Source organism: Pararhizobium sp. IMCC21322, assembly GCF_030758295.1.
Classification (GTDB): domain Bacteria; phylum Pseudomonadota; class Alphaproteobacteria; order Rhizobiales.
Window position 1 is genome coordinate 322,875 of sequence record NZ_CP132335.1, and the last position, 20,132, is coordinate 343,006.

General features: G+C 53.5%; 19 protein-coding genes and 1 tRNA gene. 15 read left to right on the top strand and 5 right to left on the bottom strand.

Features of this window, described 5'->3' with window-relative positions; translation table 11 throughout:
* Positions 1-22 precede the first annotated feature (22 nt).
* The 7 genes from RAL91_RS01660 to RAL91_RS01690 all read left to right on the top strand — a co-directional run bounded on the left by RAL91_RS01660 (position 23) and on the right by RAL91_RS01690 (position 8,178).
* Positions 23-952 (top strand): carbohydrate ABC transporter permease, encoded by a 930-nt coding sequence (locus RAL91_RS01660; protein ID WP_306259245.1) that lies wholly within the window; start codon positions 23-25, stop codon positions 950-952.
* Positions 952-1,779: a carbohydrate ABC transporter permease gene (locus RAL91_RS01665; RefSeq protein WP_306259246.1), complete on the top strand. Its 828-nt coding sequence runs from the start codon at positions 952-954 to the stop codon at positions 1,777-1,779. Before RAL91_RS01660 ends, RAL91_RS01665 begins: the two co-directional genes overlap by 1 nt.
* An 8-nt stretch (positions 1,780-1,787) precedes the next feature.
* Positions 1,788-2,489: a cytochrome b561 domain-containing protein gene (locus RAL91_RS01670; protein ID WP_306259247.1), complete on the top strand. Its 702-nt coding sequence runs from the start codon at positions 1,788-1,790 to the stop codon at positions 2,487-2,489.
* A 473-nt stretch (positions 2,490-2,962) separates the two neighbouring features.
* A complete protein-coding gene (locus RAL91_RS01675) occupies positions 2,963-3,991 on the top strand; it encodes a M12 family metallopeptidase (protein WP_306259248.1) in 1,029 nt (342 codons plus the stop codon).
* Between the two features lie 127 nt (positions 3,992-4,118).
* Entirely contained in the window at positions 4,119-5,831 is a 1,713-nt protein-coding gene (locus RAL91_RS01680) for a hypothetical protein (protein ID WP_306259249.1), read from the top strand.
* A complete protein-coding gene (locus RAL91_RS01685; protein WP_306259250.1) occupies positions 5,831-7,123 on the top strand; it encodes a hypothetical protein in 1,293 nt (430 codons plus the stop codon). Before RAL91_RS01680 ends, RAL91_RS01685 begins: the two co-directional genes overlap by 1 nt.
* Before the next feature lie 44 nt (positions 7,124-7,167).
* Entirely contained in the window at positions 7,168-8,178 is a 1,011-nt protein-coding gene (locus RAL91_RS01690) for a patatin-like phospholipase family protein (protein ID WP_306259251.1), read from the top strand.
* A 43-nt stretch (positions 8,179-8,221) separates the two neighbouring features.
* On the opposite strand, the gene RAL91_RS01695 is transcribed toward RAL91_RS01690, so the two are convergent.
* Positions 8,222-8,542 carry a DUF1801 domain-containing protein gene (locus RAL91_RS01695; protein ID WP_306259252.1) on the bottom strand — a complete coding sequence of 107 codons (321 nt, stop codon included), beginning with the start codon at positions 8,540-8,542 and terminating at the stop codon, positions 8,222-8,224.
* 87 nt (positions 8,543-8,629) lie between these two features.
* Positions 8,630-9,550, bottom strand: a complete 921-nt coding sequence (locus RAL91_RS01700; RefSeq protein WP_306259253.1) for a kelch repeat-containing protein — start codon at positions 9,548-9,550, stop codon at positions 8,630-8,632.
* Positions 9,551-9,752: 202 nt separating this feature from the next.
* On the opposite strand from RAL91_RS01700, the gene RAL91_RS01705 reads away from it, so the two are divergent.
* Positions 9,753-10,430 (top strand): response regulator, encoded by a 678-nt coding sequence (locus RAL91_RS01705; protein ID WP_306259254.1) that lies wholly within the window; start codon positions 9,753-9,755, stop codon positions 10,428-10,430.
* Entirely contained in the window at positions 10,417-11,811 is a 1,395-nt protein-coding gene (locus tag RAL91_RS01710; protein WP_306259255.1) for a HAMP domain-containing sensor histidine kinase, read from the top strand. Before RAL91_RS01705 ends, RAL91_RS01710 begins: the two co-directional genes overlap by 14 nt.
* Here RAL91_RS01710 and RAL91_RS01715 read toward each other — a convergent pair.
* Together RAL91_RS01715 and RAL91_RS01720 are read right to left on the bottom strand one after the other, a co-directional pair.
* Positions 11,763-12,161 (bottom strand): diacylglycerol kinase, encoded by a 399-nt coding sequence (locus RAL91_RS01715; RefSeq protein ID WP_306259256.1) that lies wholly within the window; start codon positions 12,159-12,161, stop codon positions 11,763-11,765. The genes RAL91_RS01710 and RAL91_RS01715 overlap by 49 nt on opposite strands.
* Before the next feature lie 11 nt (positions 12,162-12,172).
* Positions 12,173-13,876, bottom strand: a complete 1,704-nt coding sequence (locus tag RAL91_RS01720; protein WP_306259257.1) for a phosphoethanolamine transferase — start codon at positions 13,874-13,876, stop codon at positions 12,173-12,175.
* Positions 13,877-14,125: 249 nt separating this feature from the next.
* Between RAL91_RS01720 and RAL91_RS01725 the strand changes: the two genes are divergently transcribed.
* The 3 genes from RAL91_RS01725 to RAL91_RS01735 all read left to right on the top strand — a co-directional run bounded on the left by RAL91_RS01725 (position 14,126) and on the right by RAL91_RS01735 (position 16,512).
* A tRNA-Arg gene (locus RAL91_RS01725) sits at positions 14,126-14,202 on the top strand.
* 32 nt (positions 14,203-14,234) lie between these two features.
* Positions 14,235-14,801: a CAP domain-containing protein gene (locus tag RAL91_RS01730; RefSeq protein ID WP_306259258.1), complete on the top strand. Its 567-nt coding sequence runs from the start codon at positions 14,235-14,237 to the stop codon at positions 14,799-14,801.
* Positions 14,802-14,832: 31 nt separating this feature from the next.
* The gene (locus RAL91_RS01735; RefSeq protein ID WP_306259259.1) at positions 14,833-16,512 is read left to right on the top strand and encodes an AMP-binding protein; all 1,680 of its coding nucleotides are present in this window, start codon (positions 14,833-14,835) and stop codon (positions 16,510-16,512) included.
* Here RAL91_RS01735 and RAL91_RS01740 read toward each other — a convergent pair.
* A complete protein-coding gene (locus tag RAL91_RS01740) occupies positions 16,469-17,626 on the bottom strand; it encodes a GNAT family N-acetyltransferase (RefSeq protein ID WP_306259260.1) in 1,158 nt (385 codons plus the stop codon). The two genes, RAL91_RS01735 and RAL91_RS01740, sit on opposite strands and share 44 nt — an antisense overlap.
* 210 nt (positions 17,627-17,836) lie before the next feature.
* Here RAL91_RS01740 and leuD point away from each other — a divergent pair, with 210 nt between their 5' ends.
* From leuD to leuB, 3 genes are all read left to right on the top strand, one after another.
* Entirely contained in the window at positions 17,837-18,442 is a 606-nt protein-coding gene (leuD, locus tag RAL91_RS01745) for a 3-isopropylmalate dehydratase small subunit (RefSeq protein WP_306259261.1), read from the top strand.
* A 38-nt stretch (positions 18,443-18,480) separates the two neighbouring features.
* A complete protein-coding gene (locus tag RAL91_RS01750; protein ID WP_306262721.1) occupies positions 18,481-18,867 on the top strand; it encodes a RidA family protein in 387 nt (128 codons plus the stop codon).
* Between the two features lie 139 nt (positions 18,868-19,006).
* Complete coding sequence (leuB, locus tag RAL91_RS01755; RefSeq protein WP_306259262.1) at positions 19,007-20,131, top strand: 3-isopropylmalate dehydrogenase; 1,125 nt, start codon at positions 19,007-19,009, stop codon at positions 20,129-20,131.
* Position 20,132: the final 1 nt, after the last annotated feature.

Consider the following 20,132-nt stretch of genomic DNA (forward strand, 5'->3'; position numbering starts at 1 on the left):
CCTGAAGGCTCGTTAAAAAGCTATGGCGCAAACCGACACCATCATGGCTCCTGCCACAAAGCCCCGGTTCGAGCCCGGCTTCATGACCCCCTATGCCTTCATCATGCCAGCTATTCTCGTCATGGCCGGTGGGCTTCTCTACCCTGTTTTCATGGCCTTTTACCTGTCTTTTTATGACTGGCAAATCGGCCTCGATCTGGAAGACGCTCCCTTTGTGGGTATGACAAATTTCAGCCGCTTGTTGACAGACCCACAGGTCTGGGAGGTTCTCTGGGTCACAATCCGCTTCGGGTTTTGGACCATCACAATCGAGATGACACTTGGTGTCGCACTTGCCCTGCTTTTGGAAAAACCCATACGGGGCGCAAGTGTTTTCCGCACCATCTTCATCCTGCCCCTTATGGTATCGCCAGTGGTCGTCGGCCTTATCTGGCGTTACCTATTTGACGCCCGGGTGGGGTGGATCAATTACTACCTTGGCACGTGGTTTGGGATTGAGCCGCAAGTCTGGCTCGGCGATGCGCAACTTGCCTTCTTCGCCATCGTCTTTACCGACATCTGGCAATGGACGCCGTTCATCTTCATCATCGTGATCGCGGGCCTTCAGGCGCTGCCATCGGAAGTTGTTGAGGCATCAACCATTGATGGCGCCAACTGGTATCAGCAGATTTTCCTCGTAAAATTACCAATGATCCAGTCGATCCTCGTCATCGCTCTCCTCATGCGCTTGATCGACGTTTTTCGTGGCATGGAGGTCATGCTCATCATGACTGGAGGCGGGCCGGGACGAAGCACCGAACTTCTGAGTTTGCACATCTACAACCGCGCTTTTGAAACCCAGCAGCTCGGCTATGCCTCAGCGATCTCGGTTCTGCTGATCGCTATTGTCTTCGGCATTTCCTCCATGATCCTGACCATGGCCAACCCAATGAAAAGCAAATCGGACGTGTGATGAACCAAAGCTTTGGACGCCAGTTTTCACACTACATCGCGCTGTTCTTTCTGGCGTTTTTCGCGCTGGCTCCAATTTGGGTGATGGTTGCAACATCGTTCAAAAACGATCTCGACGTGCAAAGCGCTCAACCCCTGTGGTTCTTCTTCGTGCCGACCTTCGACAATTACGAATATATTATGACACGCGGCAAGTTCGACCGCTATCTGGTCAACTCCATCATCGTGGCCTGTTCTTCGACTGTGATGACCTTGTTGTTGGGCGGATTTTGCGCCTATGCCCTTGCGCGCCAGGACTTCAAAGGCCGCAATTTGATGGCAAACTCGACGCTGATGGTGCGTATGGTTCCGCCCGCCGTGCTTGCAGTACCGGCCTTTGCATTTGTATTGATCTCCGGCATCAAGAACGACCTGCTTGTGCTGACCTTCCTCTACACGGCATTGAACCTGCCCTTTGCAATCTGGCTTCTGTTTGGCTTCTACAAACAAATTCCTGTCGAACTGGAAGAAGCGGCCATTGTTGATGGCGCATCCCCCCTGCAGGTCTTTTTTCAAGTGCTTCTGCCGCTCATGAAATCAGGCTATGCGGTTGCAGGCATCTTCACCTTCCGCATCGCCTGGAACGAGTTCATTCTGGCGCTGTTGTTAACGGGGCGCACCACCCGCACACTTCCTGTGGGCGCGGCAGGCTTTATCACCGATACCGGCGTTGAGTGGGGGCGCATCATGGCGATGGGCACACTTATCGTGATCCCACCACTGCTATTCACCTTCTTTGCTGCGCGCCAGATTATCTCCGGCATGACAGCTGGGGCGGTCAAGGGTTAGGCGAACCCATGGGCGATTTGTTCGGGATTTCTGTGGAATGGCTTATGGGTTCCATCGACGCCGCAAGGCCCCACTACATCACCCCGGCGCAGGCATGGCACGGTCGATTCATGCTGTTGGCCTGGGGCATCTGCATACCTTTTGGCATTCTCATTGCCCGCTATCTGAAGGTGACTCCTGGTCAAAACTGGCCCGACGAGTTGGACAACAAATTCTGGTGGCGCTCTCACCTCCTCTTGCAGATCGGCGGAACAAGCATAATGCTTTTCGCATTGGCTATCATTTTGGCCTTCGGAAATTCAGATACCAGCGCACAACCTAATTGGCACGGCTGGCTCGGTTGGAGCATCATTACCCTGGCTTGCATGCAGATTGCGTCTGGCTATTTGAGAGGATCGAAAGGCGGCCCGACCGACCCGTCCGCAGAAGACCATCTGCACGGCGACCACTACGACATGACCCCACGACGGGTTTTGTTCGAAAAATTTCACAAGACGGTTGGCTATGTCTTACTTCTGGGCGGTGCGTCTGGCGTTCTGCATGGCATGTGGACCGCCAACGCGCCTCGATGGATGTTTGTCTGCATCATCGCTTTTTGGGGCCTGTTGGGCCTTTCGGTTTTTGTCATGCCCAAACGGTTTGTGGTTAGAAACTCTTATCACGCCATCTGGGGCCCCGATGCGAACCTGCCGGGCAATCAGAAGAGTTAAGGCCGCGATCTGGACAGTGCGCCTTATAGACTGCAGTGTCCTTGCCACCCCAGCGCATTCCGGCAAGCCCATAAACGCTGACGGGCACCTCATTGCCCCAATTTACGATCCAACCAGAATTTCGAAAAAACACCATTCGAAATATTGTGCTGCTTCAAATAATGTGATTACATAAAACTACTTTGGATTGTAAAGCTTATTGAAATAATGGCATTGCAATCAACGATATTCTTTTGGCAAGTTCGCAGAATACACGGTAAAGATGCAGATCAGAAGATCGCAACATTTACACGTTTCAGTTGTTTACAACCAGCGGACCTATTGGAGGGCCCCTGCCGAGCGATGATCCTGATCATGCCAATATGCTCACGCGCCTCAATTATGCTCACACGTCGCATGGGAAAATTCAAGGAAAAGCCCCGATAGCCGGACACACGCACAACTTCAACTGACCCACGTGAAGGAGACCGAAAATGTCCAAAGCTGCAAAAATGTGTTTCGATAAAATTTTACCCTGGGATCTTCTGAAGCCGCATCGGATGCGTGTCGATGGAGCCGGAAAGACAGCCGCGATATCGCCGGTGGGCAAACAATGGGTCAATGGAAGCAATCTGCGCATCCGCTTCATGGACGGCACCAAGGCCCAACATGATCTGGTCAAGAAACATGCACCGGAGTGGACCGAACACGCCAATCTGTCATTTGAGTTTACCGATGACCCGAATGCTGATGTGCGCATCTCGTTCAATTCAAGCGATGGCGCGTGGTCCTATGTTGGTCTCGATAACAAGAATATTCCAATTCATGCTGCCACGATGAATCTTGGCTGGGTCGACCGCGCTGTGATTCTGCATGAATTCGGCCATATGATCGGCCTTGGCCACGAGCATCAGAACCCGGACGGTGGCATTATCTGGAACGAACAGGAAGTCATTCGGGCATTGGCAGGCCCGCCAAACTTTTGGAGCGAAGCACAGACGCGCCACAATGTGCTCCGCAAATACTCCGCTAATCAGATACACGGCACAAATTTCGATCCAAACTCGGTGATGCTGTATCAGTTCCCGGGATCGTGGACTCATAATCTGCCCGGCGGAACACAGGGCAATGATGATTTATCAGATGTCGACAAAGGCTTCGTGGCCGGAGCAAAAATGTATCCAGGACAGGAGGGCGGCGGCGGAACGGAGGCAACCGAGCTTCCCATTTTCAAACCAGTCGACGGTGCCATTGGCCAGGCAGGCGAAGAGGATCTGTATGTCTTCGACGTTGATGACGCGGGAAAATACGTGGTCGAAACAACCGGCGGTCAGGACCTGTATCTGTCTCTGTTCGGCCCCGGCAGCATGACCGATCTCATTGCACAGGATGATGATGGCGGTTACGGACGCAACTCAAGGGTCGCAGAGATCCTGAGTCCCGGAAAATATTTCGCCACGGTGCGCCATTTCGATGAGGCAGCGACCGGATCATATCAAATACAGGTGATAGCCCAAAACTGAAAAAGCAGAACAACGCCCAACCGAAAAGAGACACCGAGGGACATTCGGCATAACGCAGCCAAGCAGGGGGAATGGCCATGCCAGGGAATACGCTGTGCATTTGAACCAAAGGCACGCGACGCGACGTATGACAGTCCTGGCGCAGGACCCTGATATTCTGAACGATGGGCATGCTGTCACAACGCAAGTGGTGGTGCCCAATGAACCGCTGTTTCCAGGCCCACGGGGCAGCCGGATTGAAGTGGTGGATTATGATGTATCGGCAGATACATTCTACGGACCCTTCGAAATACCACCTGATGACGTTCCGTATTCCGATGAAAAGGATATTGAAAAACTGGTGGCTGACCCGGTCTTTCATGCGCAAAACGTCTATGGCGTCGTTGCGTCCACGCTGTTTGAATTTGAGCGGTCCCTGGGGCGCCATTTATCATGGGGTTTCGACTATCGCAGCCACCAATTGAAGGTGTTTCCCCACGCATTTGTCGATGCAAACGCCTTTTATTCAAAGCATGATGAATGCCTTGCCTTTGGCTATTTCCCCATTCGTGGGCCGGACAGTGAGCGGGTCTATACGTGCCTCTCGCACGACATTGTTGCCCACGAAACAACCCACGCTCTGATAGACAGTCTGCGCAGCCAGTTGATGCGGCCATCATCAGATGACCAAGCTGCCTTCCACGAAGGGTTCAGCGATATAGTCGCCCTTTTGAAGACGCTTCAGAACGAAGAACTGGTTCGCTTTGGCGTGCATAAGGAATTGCGTGTTTCGAATGCCGGGACCGTCTCTGTTTCCGATGCGCTTGTGGCCATTAAAAAGGGCTCCTTCCTGCTTGGCGTTGCCGCCCAGTTGGGTCGTGCCGTCATTGGAATGGGGCGCGATGCGTTGCGTCGGTCCATTGATCTGCCGCCGGATCCGCAACATTATCTCGGCAATGATTTTCGCGAGGCCCATGATCGCGGTGAAATTCTGGTTGCCGCAGTCATGCGCGCCTATTTGCGCGTCTGGGGAAAACGACTTGGCGGTAAACTGAAGAAGGAAAATGGTCCAACACGGTCAGACCGTGTGGCCGCCTGGCGCGTCGAGGAAGAGGGCAGCAAGGCTGCACGGCATCTGCTGCAGATATTCATTCGTGCGCTGGATTACCTCCCGCCGGTTCATGTCGATTTCGGCGATTTTCTGAGCGCAGCATTGACGGCGGACTGGCAGATTTGTCCGGATGATGAACCCTATGGCTACCGCGCCATTTTGATAGAATGTTTCGCCGAATTCGGCATTCACCCCACATCAACTGCGAGCGGACCGGAGCCTGGGGTCTGGGGCACTGGCACCGGTGACAGGGAGATACGATTTATCGCAGGCAATATGGAATCCATGCGCTGGAATCCGGAGAGCATATTCAGGCTGATCTGGGAGAATTACGATGTGCTTGATGTCCCGCGTGATATTTTCATGCGCGTCAATTCTGTACGCCCGGTCCAGCGCATGGGACCAGACGGCTTCATGCTGCGTGAAACTGTGGCGGAGTATTATCAGCTGAACAAAAGGGCTGACAAAGCCGATCTGCGCAAACTCGATATTGAGGTGCCCGGATTCATGGGCCATTCCGATACCGTGGAGCTGGTTGGCGGCGGGACACTTATCTTTGATGAATATGGCCGCTTGAAATTTCACATTCACAACCGCATCAGCAATGCAAAAGACCAACACAACAGGCTGATGAGCCTTTGGCGCAAAGGAGGGCTGAGGCCCCCCAACAAGGGCGCTTTGCATTTCGCTGATTTGCATAGCCGCAAAGGTAATGGCGAACCAACCTTCAAAAATGAGGTGTGGGACTGATGACAAACACACCTGTTTCCGCAACTTTGTTTGCCTTCAATGTTGGATTTGGTGACTGTTTTTTGCTGCGATTCCAATATGATGACAATACGCGCCGTCATATCCTGATCGACTTTGGCTCAACACGCTACCCCAGCAACCGCCCCTCCAATTTTCTCACCCGTGTTGCCACGCAGATCAAAGAATTGTGCGGCGGTAAGCTGGACATAATTGTCGCGACCCATCGACACAAGGATCACATTTACGGATTTCGCACCAACAAATCCGGAACCGCACCGGGCAATGTGATTGCGACCTGCGACCCAACGCTCATTCTGCAGCCATGGACTGAACATCCTGATGCGCCGGTTGATGCATCCGCCAGTCCAGATCAATTGGAAGAATCGCGCGCCTTTGCCGGGGCGCTGAAAAACATGAGCAGTTTTTCAACCGCGATTTACAAAATGGCCAAAGCTGACGAAAAGCGCGGTGTGTTCAAACCCCAAACCCGCGCCGCTCTGTCTTTTCTGGGCGAGAATAACATTGCCAACAAAAGCGCAATCAAGAATCTGCTCGCGATGGGGCAGAGCCGACGTTATCTGGCATTTGGTCAGGACCCCGGAACGGAAGACATACTGCCCGGTGTCAAGGTTGAGGTGCTGGGTCCCCCGACGCTGGAACAAGGCCCGCAAATTGCCCGACAACGCAGTCGGCATGAAGAAGAATATTGGCATCTTCAGGCGGCTGCTTCCCGTGGCGAGCTGGCCGCATCACAAGGCAGGCCAGCCTTTCCCAACCATGTTGCGAAAGACATACCCCAATGGGCGCGGTGGGGGCGGTATCGGCTGCGCCGTATGCGTGAAAACATGCTGATGCCGATTGTGCGCCGCCTTGATGCACAGATGAACAACACAAGCCTGATCCTGCTGTTCACCGTGGGCGACAAGTCACTCCTTTTCCCGGGAGACGCCCAATGGGAAAACTGGTCTTATGCGCTCAGCCAACCGGAGGTGCGCGAGAAACTCAAATCGGTTGATATTTACAAGGTTGGCCATCACGGCAGCCTCAATGCCACGCCAAAATCACTCTGGAATCTGCTTGAGAACAAGGGCGTTGAAGTCAAGCCAGACCGGCTGACCTCAGTCCTATCGACCAAGCACGGCGTGCACGGTCACTCGCACGATACCGCCGTGCCACGCGAAACCCTGGTCGAAGCGCTGACTGAGCACAGCCATTTTCACACCACAGAGGACCATGAGATCAGCTCGGACTCTGAAAAATACTACACGGAAATTGAATTGGCGTTTTCCTGAGCGCAATCATGCAGGTCGCGAAAACACCGTGATGGAGGAAGATTATGAGCCTGGTGATCAATGGTGAAGAGAAACGGATCGGGCTTGCCCTTTCCGGGGGTGGATTTCGTGCGGCGGCCTATCATCTTGGGACATTTCGTAAGCTGGATGAACTCGGCTTGCTCGATAAACTGGACCTTTTATCCTGCGTCAGCGGCGGCAGCATTGCGGGGGCATTTCTATGCGCCAACTGGGGCGCACCCGACGTACTGGACCGGCTGGAAACCTATCTGAACACCAGGTCCATCGCAGTCAGTTCTGTCCTTGGTGGATTGATCAACCCGTTCTCCTCAAGAGTGGACGAATTGGCAAAAACGTATGACCGCGACCTTTTCGGTGGCGCTACCATGGCCAGCCTGGCAGGCGGTCCGCGCATTTATATCAACGCGACAAACCTTGCCACCGGCAACATGTTTTTCTTTGTTGCCGGTGGTGGCAAACCTGAGGAACTCGGCGAACACGAGCTTGGACAACACGGCGCATCAGATATCAATATAAGCCACGCAGTGGCTGCATCATCGGCTTTCCCGCCTGTCTTCCCACCCTATCGTATTGATGATGACCGGTTCCCCAACAATGACACGGAGTACATCACACTTACAGATGGCGGAGTGTACGACAATCTTGGTGTCAATCCGCTGCTGCGCCTTGAGCGCCATAATCTGGACTACGCGCTTGTCAGCGATGGCGGAAAGCCATTTGAAATCGCCAGCGACCCGACTGAAGCGGGAACCGTTGTCCTGAAAGAGGCCATCGGCATTTTGATGGAACAGGTGCGCGGCCTTCAGTTCCAGCGATTAAGGCTCACGCATCTGGCAGAGAACGGCCCCAAGGCGATATGGTTCTCAATCGACAGTGAAAGCGGTGCCGCGCATGCAAACGATGCGCGCGAAGCATCACGCATCGGGACCAATCTGAAACGCTTATCCGATCATGAACTGGCACTTCTGACGCGGCACGCTGGCTCTCTTTGCCAGCACCGCATCAGCCAATTCGCACCCGAGCTGATTGCTTGAAACCACACGGGATCTCGCGGCAAACTTCCACAATGCTGCGAGATCAAATTGCAAACGCCTGCTTGAGAAAATTCCGCGCGTCTTTGGCCTCCACATCCTTCAAAGCCTGAAACTTCAAATGGCGACGGTTCTTGCCTTTGCCTTCCAGCTGGCCGTCCGGATCGTTGAACGAGGCGCCTTCGGAGAATTCCAGCGACACATGCTCTTTGTAGCTAAAGATGCCGCCGACAAAATGCTTGTCATCATCCGGGTCGGGGACAATCACCTCCCCGCCATACTTGGAAAAATAACCGGCATCAGGCGCAATCTCTTCGACAATCTGTTTGAGCGCACTTTCAATTGCGTCAAATTCTGCTTTTTCCATCTTTTGAACTCCCACGATTTCAGCTGGTTCTATCGCTCTCACCCATCAGCCATGTCATGGCCATGCTGTGTGCAGGTCCTGCCCTGCCTAAGGCGTATACCGCTCCAAAGATGTCAGTTCCGGCTCGCCGCCCCGCGCGCCACTACCGACAGCAATCCATAGAGAGCCATCAAAAACGCAGGCATTTGTGCCGTGGCGGGCGCGGTTAAGGGGTGGTCCGGACTGCCAGCTTTCTGTCGCCGGGTTGAAAATCTGTAACTCCGTAAACGCTTCGGGGCGTCCGGCTTCACCGCCCACATAGTGAATTTTACCATCTATCACCCCGGCCCCGCCAGCGGCGGTTTGAATGGGGATCGGGTCAGCCAGAGTGGACCATTCACAAGTGTCGAAATCATACACATCAATTTCCGGAATGGTGGCGAAAAAGAACCGCTCATAATCCGCTCCATCATAGCGACCGGTTTCCCGGCCTCCGAAGAAATACAGCTTGTTGCCAACAATCGCCGCCGGCGCGTGATCGCGTTTATGGGGCGCATCGGGCAGGATTTGCCATTCGCCGGTGTCAGGATGAATGCGGTCGAACCAGGCCTGTGTGCCTGAATGATGCCCGTCAATGATCCCGCCAATGACATAAATCCAGCCATCGGAATGCAGAACACATCCGGCACCGCCTCTGCGCCGGCCTTCCGGAATAGCCGGTCCGGTTTTCCAGCTGTCGGTTTTCGGCTGATAGATGTAGACGGTTTCCAACGGCGTTTCGCGCGGAAACACGCCGGTCATAGTGCCAAGCAACCATAATTCATCGCCGATGATGACCGGTTGAAAATGGTGAATCTCCATCGGTGGCGGACTGGCATGAGTCCAGCTGTCGGTCGCTGGATCGAAAATATCCACCGGCTGTATGCGCCGCCCGCCAAACAGATAGAACTTGCCGTCAAACTCGGCAAACCCGTTTTCATGGCGCGCATGGGGCGTGCCTTTGCAATCAATTGTTTCCCAAGACGCCATTGTCAAAATCCTGTGTAAATAAGGTTGTCCTGTGTCCAGATAACAGCGCTGTTTGAAGTAATCCTACCTTACAGTCGGATTTTCTCGAATTGAAACAAATTGAAGTGCATTCAGAGCGTTTTTGCTGTCTAATTCCACCCAGATCGTTACGGTTGAACATCTGCGATAAACCGCAGAAACAAAAGGTTTCCATGAGTTTTGCATGCGCATTCTGATTGTCGAAGACGACACACCCACAGCTGAATTTATCGAACGGGGTTTGCAAGAACTTGGTCACGTGGTGGATCGTGTGAGCAATGGCAAGGATGGTGTCATCTATGCTCTGGAGGACGCCTATGATCTGGCTGTGATTGATCGCATGTTACCCGGACTGGATGGTGTGTCCATTGTCAAATCCCTGCGTGGGTCCGGGTCGAGCCTGCCCATCATTCTGCTCACCGCCATGGGCGGGGTTGATGATCGGGTTGAGGGGCTTGAGGCAGGCGCTGATGATTATCTGGTCAAACCCTTTGCATTTTCCGAATTGATGGCGCGCATCAATGCTTTATCCAGACGGCCATCGCTGAAAGCCCAGATCACCGAAATGCATGTGGCAGACTTAACGCTTGATCTGGTCCGGCGCACCACCACGCGCTCAGGCCAGAATATTGATCTGAAGTCGCGTGAATTTGCCGTTCTGGAAGTGTTGATGCGCAATGAAGGCCGGGTTGTTACCCGCACAATGTTGCTGGAACAGGTCTGGGACTTCAATTTTCTGCCGCAGACCAGCGTTGTTGAAACCCTGATCTCCCGGCTGCGGGCCAAAATCGACAAGCCTTTTGATACGCCATTGCTCCACACAATCCGCAATACAGGATATTCGGTTCATGCACCTCGATAGGCTGTATCGCAGCACTGCTGTAAAACTGGCCGCGATATTTTTCGGGCTCTTCCTGATCCTGTTTCTGATTGCGACAGCTGCCAGCTTTCTACTGGTGAGTCACGAGTTAACCGATGCTGTGGATGACAGAATAAGGGCAGAATACAAGATCATCTCGGCTCAGCTCGACCCTGAAGTTCCAGAGAATTTTGCCCAAAATGTTCAAAACCTGTCAGATTTACGCGATCCCCAACTCGGGATTCTGTTGCTCACTGACAAAGATGGTGAGCGGCTTGCAGGTAATGTAGAGGCCTTTCCTGTTGCAGAAGGCGGCTCAACCAACGCACTTCCCCAGATAAAACGTGGCGACGATTACGCCTATCGGCTCTATTCAAGAGCCGTGGGCGACATGCAATTGACTGTGGGTCAAAGCCTGGAGGATTCCCATGAATTGCTGGAAATCACTCTGGTCAATCTGGCCTGGACGTCCGGAATTGCAATCTGCCTTGCTGTGATTGGTGCGATATTGCTGAGCCGCAAGGTCCAACAGCGCCTTCGCCCCGTTGCCGACACCATGAACCGCGTTGCGGGCGGAGATTTAACGGCGCGCATTCCCCGTCTGAAATCCGCTGATGATCTCGACACATTATCAGGCAGCATCAACAATGCGTTGGATCGATTGGGCTTACTGGTCAACGGAATGCAGCAGGTTACGACAGATATTGCCCATGATTTGAAAACCCCCCTGAACCGATTGTCGATCCTCATCGAGGATGCAGCGCAGCAGGAAAAGTCAGGCAAAACTGTTACGCCAAAACTCGAAGCTGCGCAGCAGGAATGCGACAACATCAACCAGACCTTTGAAGCCCTGTTGCGCATAGCCCAGATTGAGGCAAGCGCCCGCAACAAATCGCATGTTACAAAAGTCGACCTCTCCAGCCTGATCGAGACCGTTGCGGATATGTATTCAGATGTCGCCAGTGACGCGGGTATGAGTCTTCACATGGCTCCCTGCCATGAACCGGTTTTGACAAAGGGTGATGAGAGGTTGCTGATGCAGATGCTGGTCAATCTGGTTGAAAACGCTATTCGTCACTGCCCGGCACAAACAATAATCACCATGGCTGTGAACCTGGACGATGGGATTCCCGCAATCTGCGTGGCGGATAATGGTCCCGGTATTCCAGAAGCTGAACGCGAAAATGTGCTGCAGCGGCTTTACCGGCTGGAACAAAGCCGAACCACCTCCGGAAATGGTTTGGGCCTGGCACTGGTTAAAGCTGTAGCGGATTTACACGGCGCACAAATTCATTTGTCTGACAATAATCCCGGCGATCAGAAAAAGCCCGGCCTTCAGGTCAGAATTACGTTTCCCCGCGCAAGCGATTCAAAGATGACATAGGCGGCATAAGCGGCGTTTGCCAAAAGCAGACAGAGCACGGCAAACGACCCAAGATCCTTGGCGTCTCTTGCGGCAACAGACCAATGCGGTGAAATCTGATCCACGATAATCTCGATAGCAGTGTTCAATGCTTCAGCTGCAACCAGAATGAAAAACAGGCTTGCAGCTACGAGATAACTACCAAGCCGGGCGCCGGACAAGCCGAAACCCAATAGAATCAAGCCGAACAGAACACACTCATGACGAAAGGCTGTCTCACCAAGCAGCCGCCCTGCGCCACTTGCGGAGTATTTTGTGGCGGCCAGAATATGGGCCAGCCCGTGTTGTCGTGGAGGTACAGAAAGAGACATTAGAATATCCTTCACGGAAGAAGGTTGAGCTTTGAACTGTTATCAAGATCTCCGGACAGTGCAGCATACGGAACGCGCGCTTGAGGAACCTCAGGCGCGATGCAGCTGCCAAACAAATCCAGCTCCGAATCATGTATTTTGGTCTCAATATCCAGAAGGCCAAGCATGGAATGGAACAGATTATCATGGGTCACCGGATCATCTTGTTTGGCCCGCACACAATTCCGGTTCAAACCCATCTGATTTGTAAATTCATCAGAAAACCAGACCATAAAAGGAACCTTGGTTTGTTCTTCAGGCGCGATGAAATAAGGCGCGCCATGAAGATACAACCCGGTCTCTCCCAAAGACTCCCCGTGATCCGAAACATAAATCACGGCGCTGGCCAGCTTCCCGCTATATTCGTTCGCCAAATCGATAATGTCGGCAACATTCTTGTCAGTATATAATATCGTATTATCATATGCGGCAATTATCTCTGCCTGGCTGCAATCGGCAAACTGTGCGGTTCGGCAAGCAGGTGAAAACACCTCCATAGCTGGTGGGTAACGCAGGAAATACGCTGGCCCGTGACTGCCGACCTGATGCAGGACCAGCAGCGTGTCGCTGTCGGCCTTTGCTATATAAGAACGTAGGGCGTCCGTCAGAATACCATCATCGCACTCCCCTTCACGGCAGAAGTCCGGGTTTGTGCCGACGGAGAATTTCCGGTTTGAGACGCGTTTGGCAACGCCCTTGTGGCCCGTATTATTATCCCACCATTCAACCTGAAATCCGGCACGTTGAGCAATGTCCAAAAGGTTTTCCCACCCCTTGGCCTTACGATTGTTGAATTTTGTTCTGGGAAAATGAGAAAACATGCAGGGCAATGATACCGCTGTTGCCGTACCACAGCTGGATGTATCGGTGAAATTGATCACGTCGCGTTGTTCCAGTTGCGGCGTCGTGTTTCGGGCATATCCGTTCAGGCCGAAATTTTGCGCCCGTGCAGTTTCCCCGACGACCATCACAACAAAGAGCGGTTTTGACGCACCGCTCAGAACCGGGCCTGGCTTTGCATCCGTGCCAAACGGCTTGGCCACCACATTGGTTTCACGCATGGCCTTGCGCACATATCTGACTGCGCCGGCAATGGGTGCACCAGGGTTTACAACCCCCATGAAATCCTGCCGGTCGCGAAAAACAGACGAATAGGACGGAAAATTCACATAGATAATCGCAAGACCAACCAGCAGACAAGTGACGATATTGCCACCGGTCCGCGCAATTTGTTGGCGCGGCGGATCACGTTTCACTGAAACGGCCAACACAGCAAAAATCGGCAGAAGGGCATAGAGCAGCATGTGCACCCAGAAAGCCGAAGTCAGCAGGTGCCTGGCTTCGTTCATATCTGTTGCGACTGCGTTTCGAATCATCTGGTGGTTCACAATGACCCCGAACCCATCGACAAAATAGGCCGCAGCCGCAGCCACAAAAATGGCGAAAACGAGGACCGGTTTGAACAGATATTTTGCGGAAAACAACAACATTCCAGCAATGTGTGCCAGCAGTAAGGCGGCGGCCAACAGGGTCAACTTGACTTCATGACTTGCAAAAACCGAGGCACCCCTGACCCAAAAAGTGTTGTTCAACGCCACCAAAAGATACAGAGAAACAATAATACTCAATCCGGCAGGCGTAACTACAGGACGATTCTGCCGGAGAAAACGCAACATGACAAACCTCTAACAAAACACATGGAGCGAAGAGCACATCCCTCGCCAACTGTATTCTGCCTAAAGGCCAGCCCTTTCTGCTTCATGACATCCGCTTTACATCTGTGTAAGAAACCGGTCTCTGGAGGAAGCCCCTTCAGGAGTGGCAATTGATATGGTTCTGTTGGTCTGCGGCCAAAAATCTTCAATACAGCTTGCCACTTTGATTTCCTGTCAGCCTTTGCTAACAAGGGCCGGTAAACGTGCTGGGGTCCCGTAGCTCAGCAGGATAGAGCATCAGATTCCTAATCTGAGGGTCACTGGTTCGAATCCAGTCGGGATCACCACTTCATAATCCGCGCAGAGGAACAGAACAGTCATGGCCGATCCAAGCCGACGCAATCTGCTGAATTATATGGTCCTGGCAGGGCTTGCACCGGCAGCGCTGACACTGAGCGGATGTGTGGGAACCGGTGTTGATCTGACCACGCCCGGCAAAAGCAAATCAGACGGCCTCGACCCGTCACAAGGGCGTATCATCACAACGTCCCGCCATATTTCCAGAGGCGCATCGCTGACATCTGCCTATCGCCGCCGCAACGGACAAAGCGCCGTCACACCCAATGCCACATTGCAACGTCTGGCAGAGCGCCATGCTCTGGTCATGGCGAGAACGGGAAAAGTGAAACACGCCATCGGCTTTGGCGACAGTTTTGTGCGCCGTCTGCATGCATCTGGCTATTTTGCGCAGGAAGCCGCTGAAAACATTTCGGGCGGATTTGATACAATTGAACAGGCCATGGTTGGGTGGCAGGACTCACCGGGACACCGCAAAAACATGTTGAAACCTGCCGTTCGTGAAATCGGTCTGGGTGTTTCCAACAATCCTACCACAGGGTTAAAGACCTTTTGGGTCATGGTCCTGGGCGTGCAGGTTCAGGTTTAGCCCAGATCGCCTCAGTATAAACAATCAGCTTATGCTCAACCCCGCTTCCACATATGATGAGTTAATCACAAAATTCCGCTGGAAAATTCCGGACCGGTTCAACATTGCCCATGCCTGTTGCGAGGTTTGGCAAAACCATGATCCGGATCGGCTTGCGCTGAGCCATATCACGCAGGATGGCAACGTTGAAAACTGGACGTTTAGCCAACTAAGTAAAATATCTAATAAACTGGCTAATTACTTTGTTGAATCGGGTTGCCAAGAACAAGACAGAATAGGCGTATTGCTGCCACAGGGTCCGGAAACTCTGATCTCCCATCTTGCAACCTATAAGGCCGGAATGATTGCGGTTCCGCTGGCACTCCTGTTTGGCGCAGATGCCCTGAGCTATCGACTTGCCGACGCTGGTGTTTCCTGCATCATCACCAATCAGCAAGGCTATGAAAAACTCGCTGAACTACAGAGCCAATTGCCCAAACTTCGCGCCATAATAGTCACAGATATGCCAACCGGTATACCGGCTCCGGCGCATGTCATTCACTATGAGGATATTCTCAAAAAAGCCTCCGACCGTTTCCAGACCAAGATGACGACACCCGATGATCCGGCCATGATGATCTACACCTCCGGCACCACCGGACCGCCCAAAGGTGCACTGCATGGCCACCGGGTGCTGCTGGGTCACCTGCCCGGAATGCAGATGTCGCACAATTTTCTGCCGCAGGCCGGTGACCGCATCTGGACACCAGCCGACTGGGCCTGGGCCGGTGGCCTGCTGAATGTGCTGCTGCCATCCCTGATGCTGGGCGTTGCGGTGCTCTCCAGTGCCACCCAAAAATTTGATCCTGAAGACGCTTTTCATCTGATGCAGACCCATGGCGTGGTGAATGCCTTCGTGCCTCCCACCGCCTTGAAAATGCTGCGCGCGGTGCCGGACCCGGCAACGCGCTACGATTTGCGTTTGCGATCGCTCGCCTCAGCCGGAGAGGCACTGGGCGCGGAAACCTATAGCTGGGCCAAAGCTGCGCTGGGTATCTCTGCCAATGATGCCTATGGCCAGACCGAGTGCAATCTGGTGCTTGGATCCTGCGCTGCTCTGGGTATGAACCGGGCGGGCGCCATTGGCCGGGTGGTTCCAGGCCACCATGTCGCCATTCTGGGCCCGGAGGGACTGGTACTCCCCCCAGGCCATCAGGGAGAAATCGCCATTCGCGCGCCGGACCCGGTGATGATGCTGTCTTACTGGAACCGGCCGGATGAGACTGCGGCTAAATTCAAGGGGCCGCAGAAGGACTGGTTTGCCACAGGCGATCAGGCTGTCATGGATGAGGACGGCTATGTCAGCTTTGTCGGGCGGGATGATGATATCATTACATCTGCGGGCTACCGCATAGGGCCCACAGAAGTGGAAGACTGCCTGCTCAGCCATGAAGCTGTGTCTTTGGCGGCCGTTATCGGCAAGCCTGATGCCCTGCGCACAGAAATCGTCAAGGCCTATGTAGTACCAGCGCCCGGCTTTGCGCCCTCACCCGATCTGGCAAGCCAAATCCAGACTTATGTGCGTGAACGCTTGTCCGCCCACGCGTATCCGCGTGAAATTGCCTTTAAAACCGAACTGCCGCTTACAACATCTGGAAAAATCATTCGCCGTGAATTGCGCGAAGAAGCTATCCGCGAAGCCGCTGACGCAGAGCCCGGGCCATTGATCTGAGGCGTGTTTCCGCCGCGTAAAACCGGGACAGGCTTCTGGCTGCCAACGCGGAGTTTCCAAGCGGAATGGTCAGTGTTCCCACAGTCAATCGTCCAGGCCACAGCCATCCGACCATTGGATGCTCGGGACCCGCCAGAGAATCGATAGAAATTGCGGTACCAGCCGCCGTAAAACGCTCTGACGCGGCTAAAATAACCTGATAGCCCGGTGATACGGCGTCATAATCCGTATGATGGCCGATTTTCCAGACAACACCGCGCCCGGCCTGCGCAAAACTCACAACCATGGCAACCGCCTGATCACCGGTACGGGCCGGGTCATCCAGACTGTCTATCGACAGCGTACCGCGGGCCGCATGTCCGGCCACCAGTTCGGTGGCAAAATTGAGGGCCGTTTCAGTCTGCTTCAAAGCCGAGCCTGCAGCCCCCTTCCAGCCCATGGCCTCAAGATCACAGAATTGACGGAATCCATCATTCTGCGCCTCAGAACCCTGCAGCACAGTATGCACCAGCGGTATTTGCCGCTGCATTTTGCGCAATTTCTTTTTGCGCTGCTTGGAAAGCGCAGAGGCCTGCGTCCAGTCAGATGTCAGAACAACACGATCAGCCTGCCCGGACCAAAATCCCTGCAGTTGGGCGCCGCGATTTTTAACCGCTTTGGCCAAAATACTGTCGGCCTCCAGCCAGGGGCAGACAAACGCTGAAAAACCCTGCCGCGCTAATTCATCCAGCAACGCATCAGCCTGAAACGGATCAGCAATAAGCGGCGTTCCAAGTGGCGCGTAGGTGTGTGTCCAGATTTTCAGAAAGGAAAACCCGCCAACCCGCCGCACCACAACAGGGGCTGCAAAGCAAAGCCGGTTTTGCTGGGACCACAAAAGCCAGTGTATCGGCTGCTTTGACAACGGACATGAAGCCAGAACCGCACGCGGCTCAAAAAAGACATTGCCGGAGTGGCTGTCACCAGCCCTTCGCATCAAATCATCAAGAGCCGCCAGATCCTCATCATCCAGGGCGCGCGCGTCTTTCAAAGTCAGCGACCAGGGCATAGCAATCCCGGCAGCATCTGAAACACTGTCATCTTCAAAATCTGCAAGTGTTGCCGTCGATGGCATGGGCGCACCAAAGTCTTTTCAATCACGTTGCCAACATCGCTTCGCGCCGTAAATTACGCGTTAATTGCGCTTTTGCGATCAATGCCATGGTTAACAGGGTCTGATTCCCGGACTTTCTGACCATCAACCGAGTCAGATTCAGCAACTCACCGCTTCACAAATGCCCAAAGCTGGGCTAAACCGGCGCGCAATCACATAAGGGAATAGAAAATGGACAAGTTCGACAAATTGACCGCTGTTGCAGCACCAATGCCGTTCATCAACATCGACACGGACATGATTATCCCAAAACAGTATCTGAAAACCATCAAGCGCACCGGTCTGGGAACAGCTCTGTTCTCTGAAATGCGCTACAATGATGATGGTTCGGAAAATGAAAGCTTTGTGCTGAACAAACCAGCTTACCGCAATGCCAATATTCTGGTGGCGGGCGATAATTTCGGCTGTGGTTCAAGCCGCGAGCACGCGCCATGGGCGCTGAAGGATTTCGGCATTACCTGTGTCATTTCCACCAGCTTCGCTGACATTTTCTACAATAACTGCTTCAAGAACGGCATTCTGCCCGTCGTGGTGACGCCGGAAGAGCTGGATAAATTGATGGATGACGCCGAGCGCGGTGCCAATGCGACATTGAGCATTGATCTAGAAACCCAGCAGATTCGCGGCCCTGATGGCGGTGTCATCAATTTCGAGATAGATGCCTTCAAAAAACATTGCCTGCTGAACGGACTTGATGACATTGGCCTGACGATGGAAAAAGTCGCCAGCATCGATGCGTTTGAAGCCAGTAAGACCGAAACACGCCCCTGGGCCTGATAATCTGGGCCTGAGGATCAAGCTTTAGGGCCTTTATGATGAAACGCCAGCTGATCTCCACAGGGTCCCCCTTTGAGGAAACAGCTGGCTATTCCCGCGCCGTGGTGCAGGGCAACTGGTGTTTCGTTGCAGGCACCACTGGTTTTGACTACGCAACAATGCAATTGCCGGAAGCTCTGGATGCACAGGTGGCGAACATCTTCGCCACCATTGACAACACCCTGCATCAGGCCGGTTTCCAGCGCACAGATATTGTCCGCGCCGTTTACTACGTGTCTGACCGCACATATGTGAGCACGATATTCAATCTGGTCGGCACCTATTTCACAGACATCCGCCCGGCGGCGACCATGATCATCTGCGATCTGATTGATCCGGCCATGAAGATTGAAATTGAAGTCACCGCACTGAAGGCAGATGGCTGAACCGACTTTTTGATGGTTCAAATGGGCGCTTCTGGCCAGAAAATTGGTGTTTTGTCCGGCTTCAATCCCGCACCCTCTTGCCAGCGCATTCAAGCCGCATTATCCACCCACTAACAATCATGCGACCAAGGATTTCATTATGACCACCCACAAGCTCCTTCTTCTTCCCGGCGACGGCATTGGCCCCGATGTCATGACCGAAGTCCGGTCCGTTCTGGCCTGGATTGAAAAGGCCGGGCTGGCATCGTTTGAGATCGAAGAAGATCTGGTCGGTGGAGCTGCCTACGACGCTTACGGCAGTGCCGTGTCCGATCAAGCTGTTGATCTGGCACAACAGGCAGACGCCGTTCTGTTTGGCGCTGTTGGGGGTCCTAAATGGGACGATGTGCCTTATGAGGTGCGTCCGGAGGCTGGCTTGCTGCGGTTGCGCAAGGATCTGCAATTATTTGCCAATCTGCGCCCTGCCATTTGCTACGGCGCACTGGCTGATTCATCTTCCCTGAAGCGGGAAATCGTAGAAGACCTTGATATTCTCATTGTACGGGAGCTGACAGGCGGCGTTTACTTTGGCGAACCCAAAGAGATTATTGATCTGGGCAACGGCCAGCAACGTGGCATCGACACTCAGGTTTATGACACTTATGAAATTGAGCGCATTACCCGTGTTGCCTTTGATTTGGGGCGTACCCGCAACAACAAAGTCACATCCATGGAAAAGCGCAATGTGATGAAGTCCGGCGTGTTGTGGAATCAGGTCGTAACCAAGGTTCACGCGGAAGAGTACGCAGACGTAGCACTGGATCACATGCTGGCAGATGCCGGTGCCATGCAATTGGTGCGCAATCCAAAGCAGTTCGATGTGATCGTAACCGACAATCTGTTTGGCGATGTGTTGTCTGATATTGCGGCCATGTTGACCGGCTCACTTGGCATGCTGCCATCTGCGTCACTGGGCGCGCCAGACGCCAGGACTGGCAAGCGAAAATCCATGTATGAACCTGTCCACGGGTCTGCTCCCGATATTGCTGGCACGGGTCAGGCAAACCCAATCGCGATGATTTCAAGTCTGTCCATGGCCCTACGCTATTCACTGGATATGGGCGATACAGCCACATTGGTTGAAAAGGCCATTGCCGGTGTTCTTGAAAAAGGCCTGCGTACCGGCGATATCTATACTGATGGGATGACGAAGGTCGGGACCAAAGGCATGGGCGAAGCCATTCTGGCAGAACTGGATGTGCTGGCCGACGCAGCGGGAGCATAAA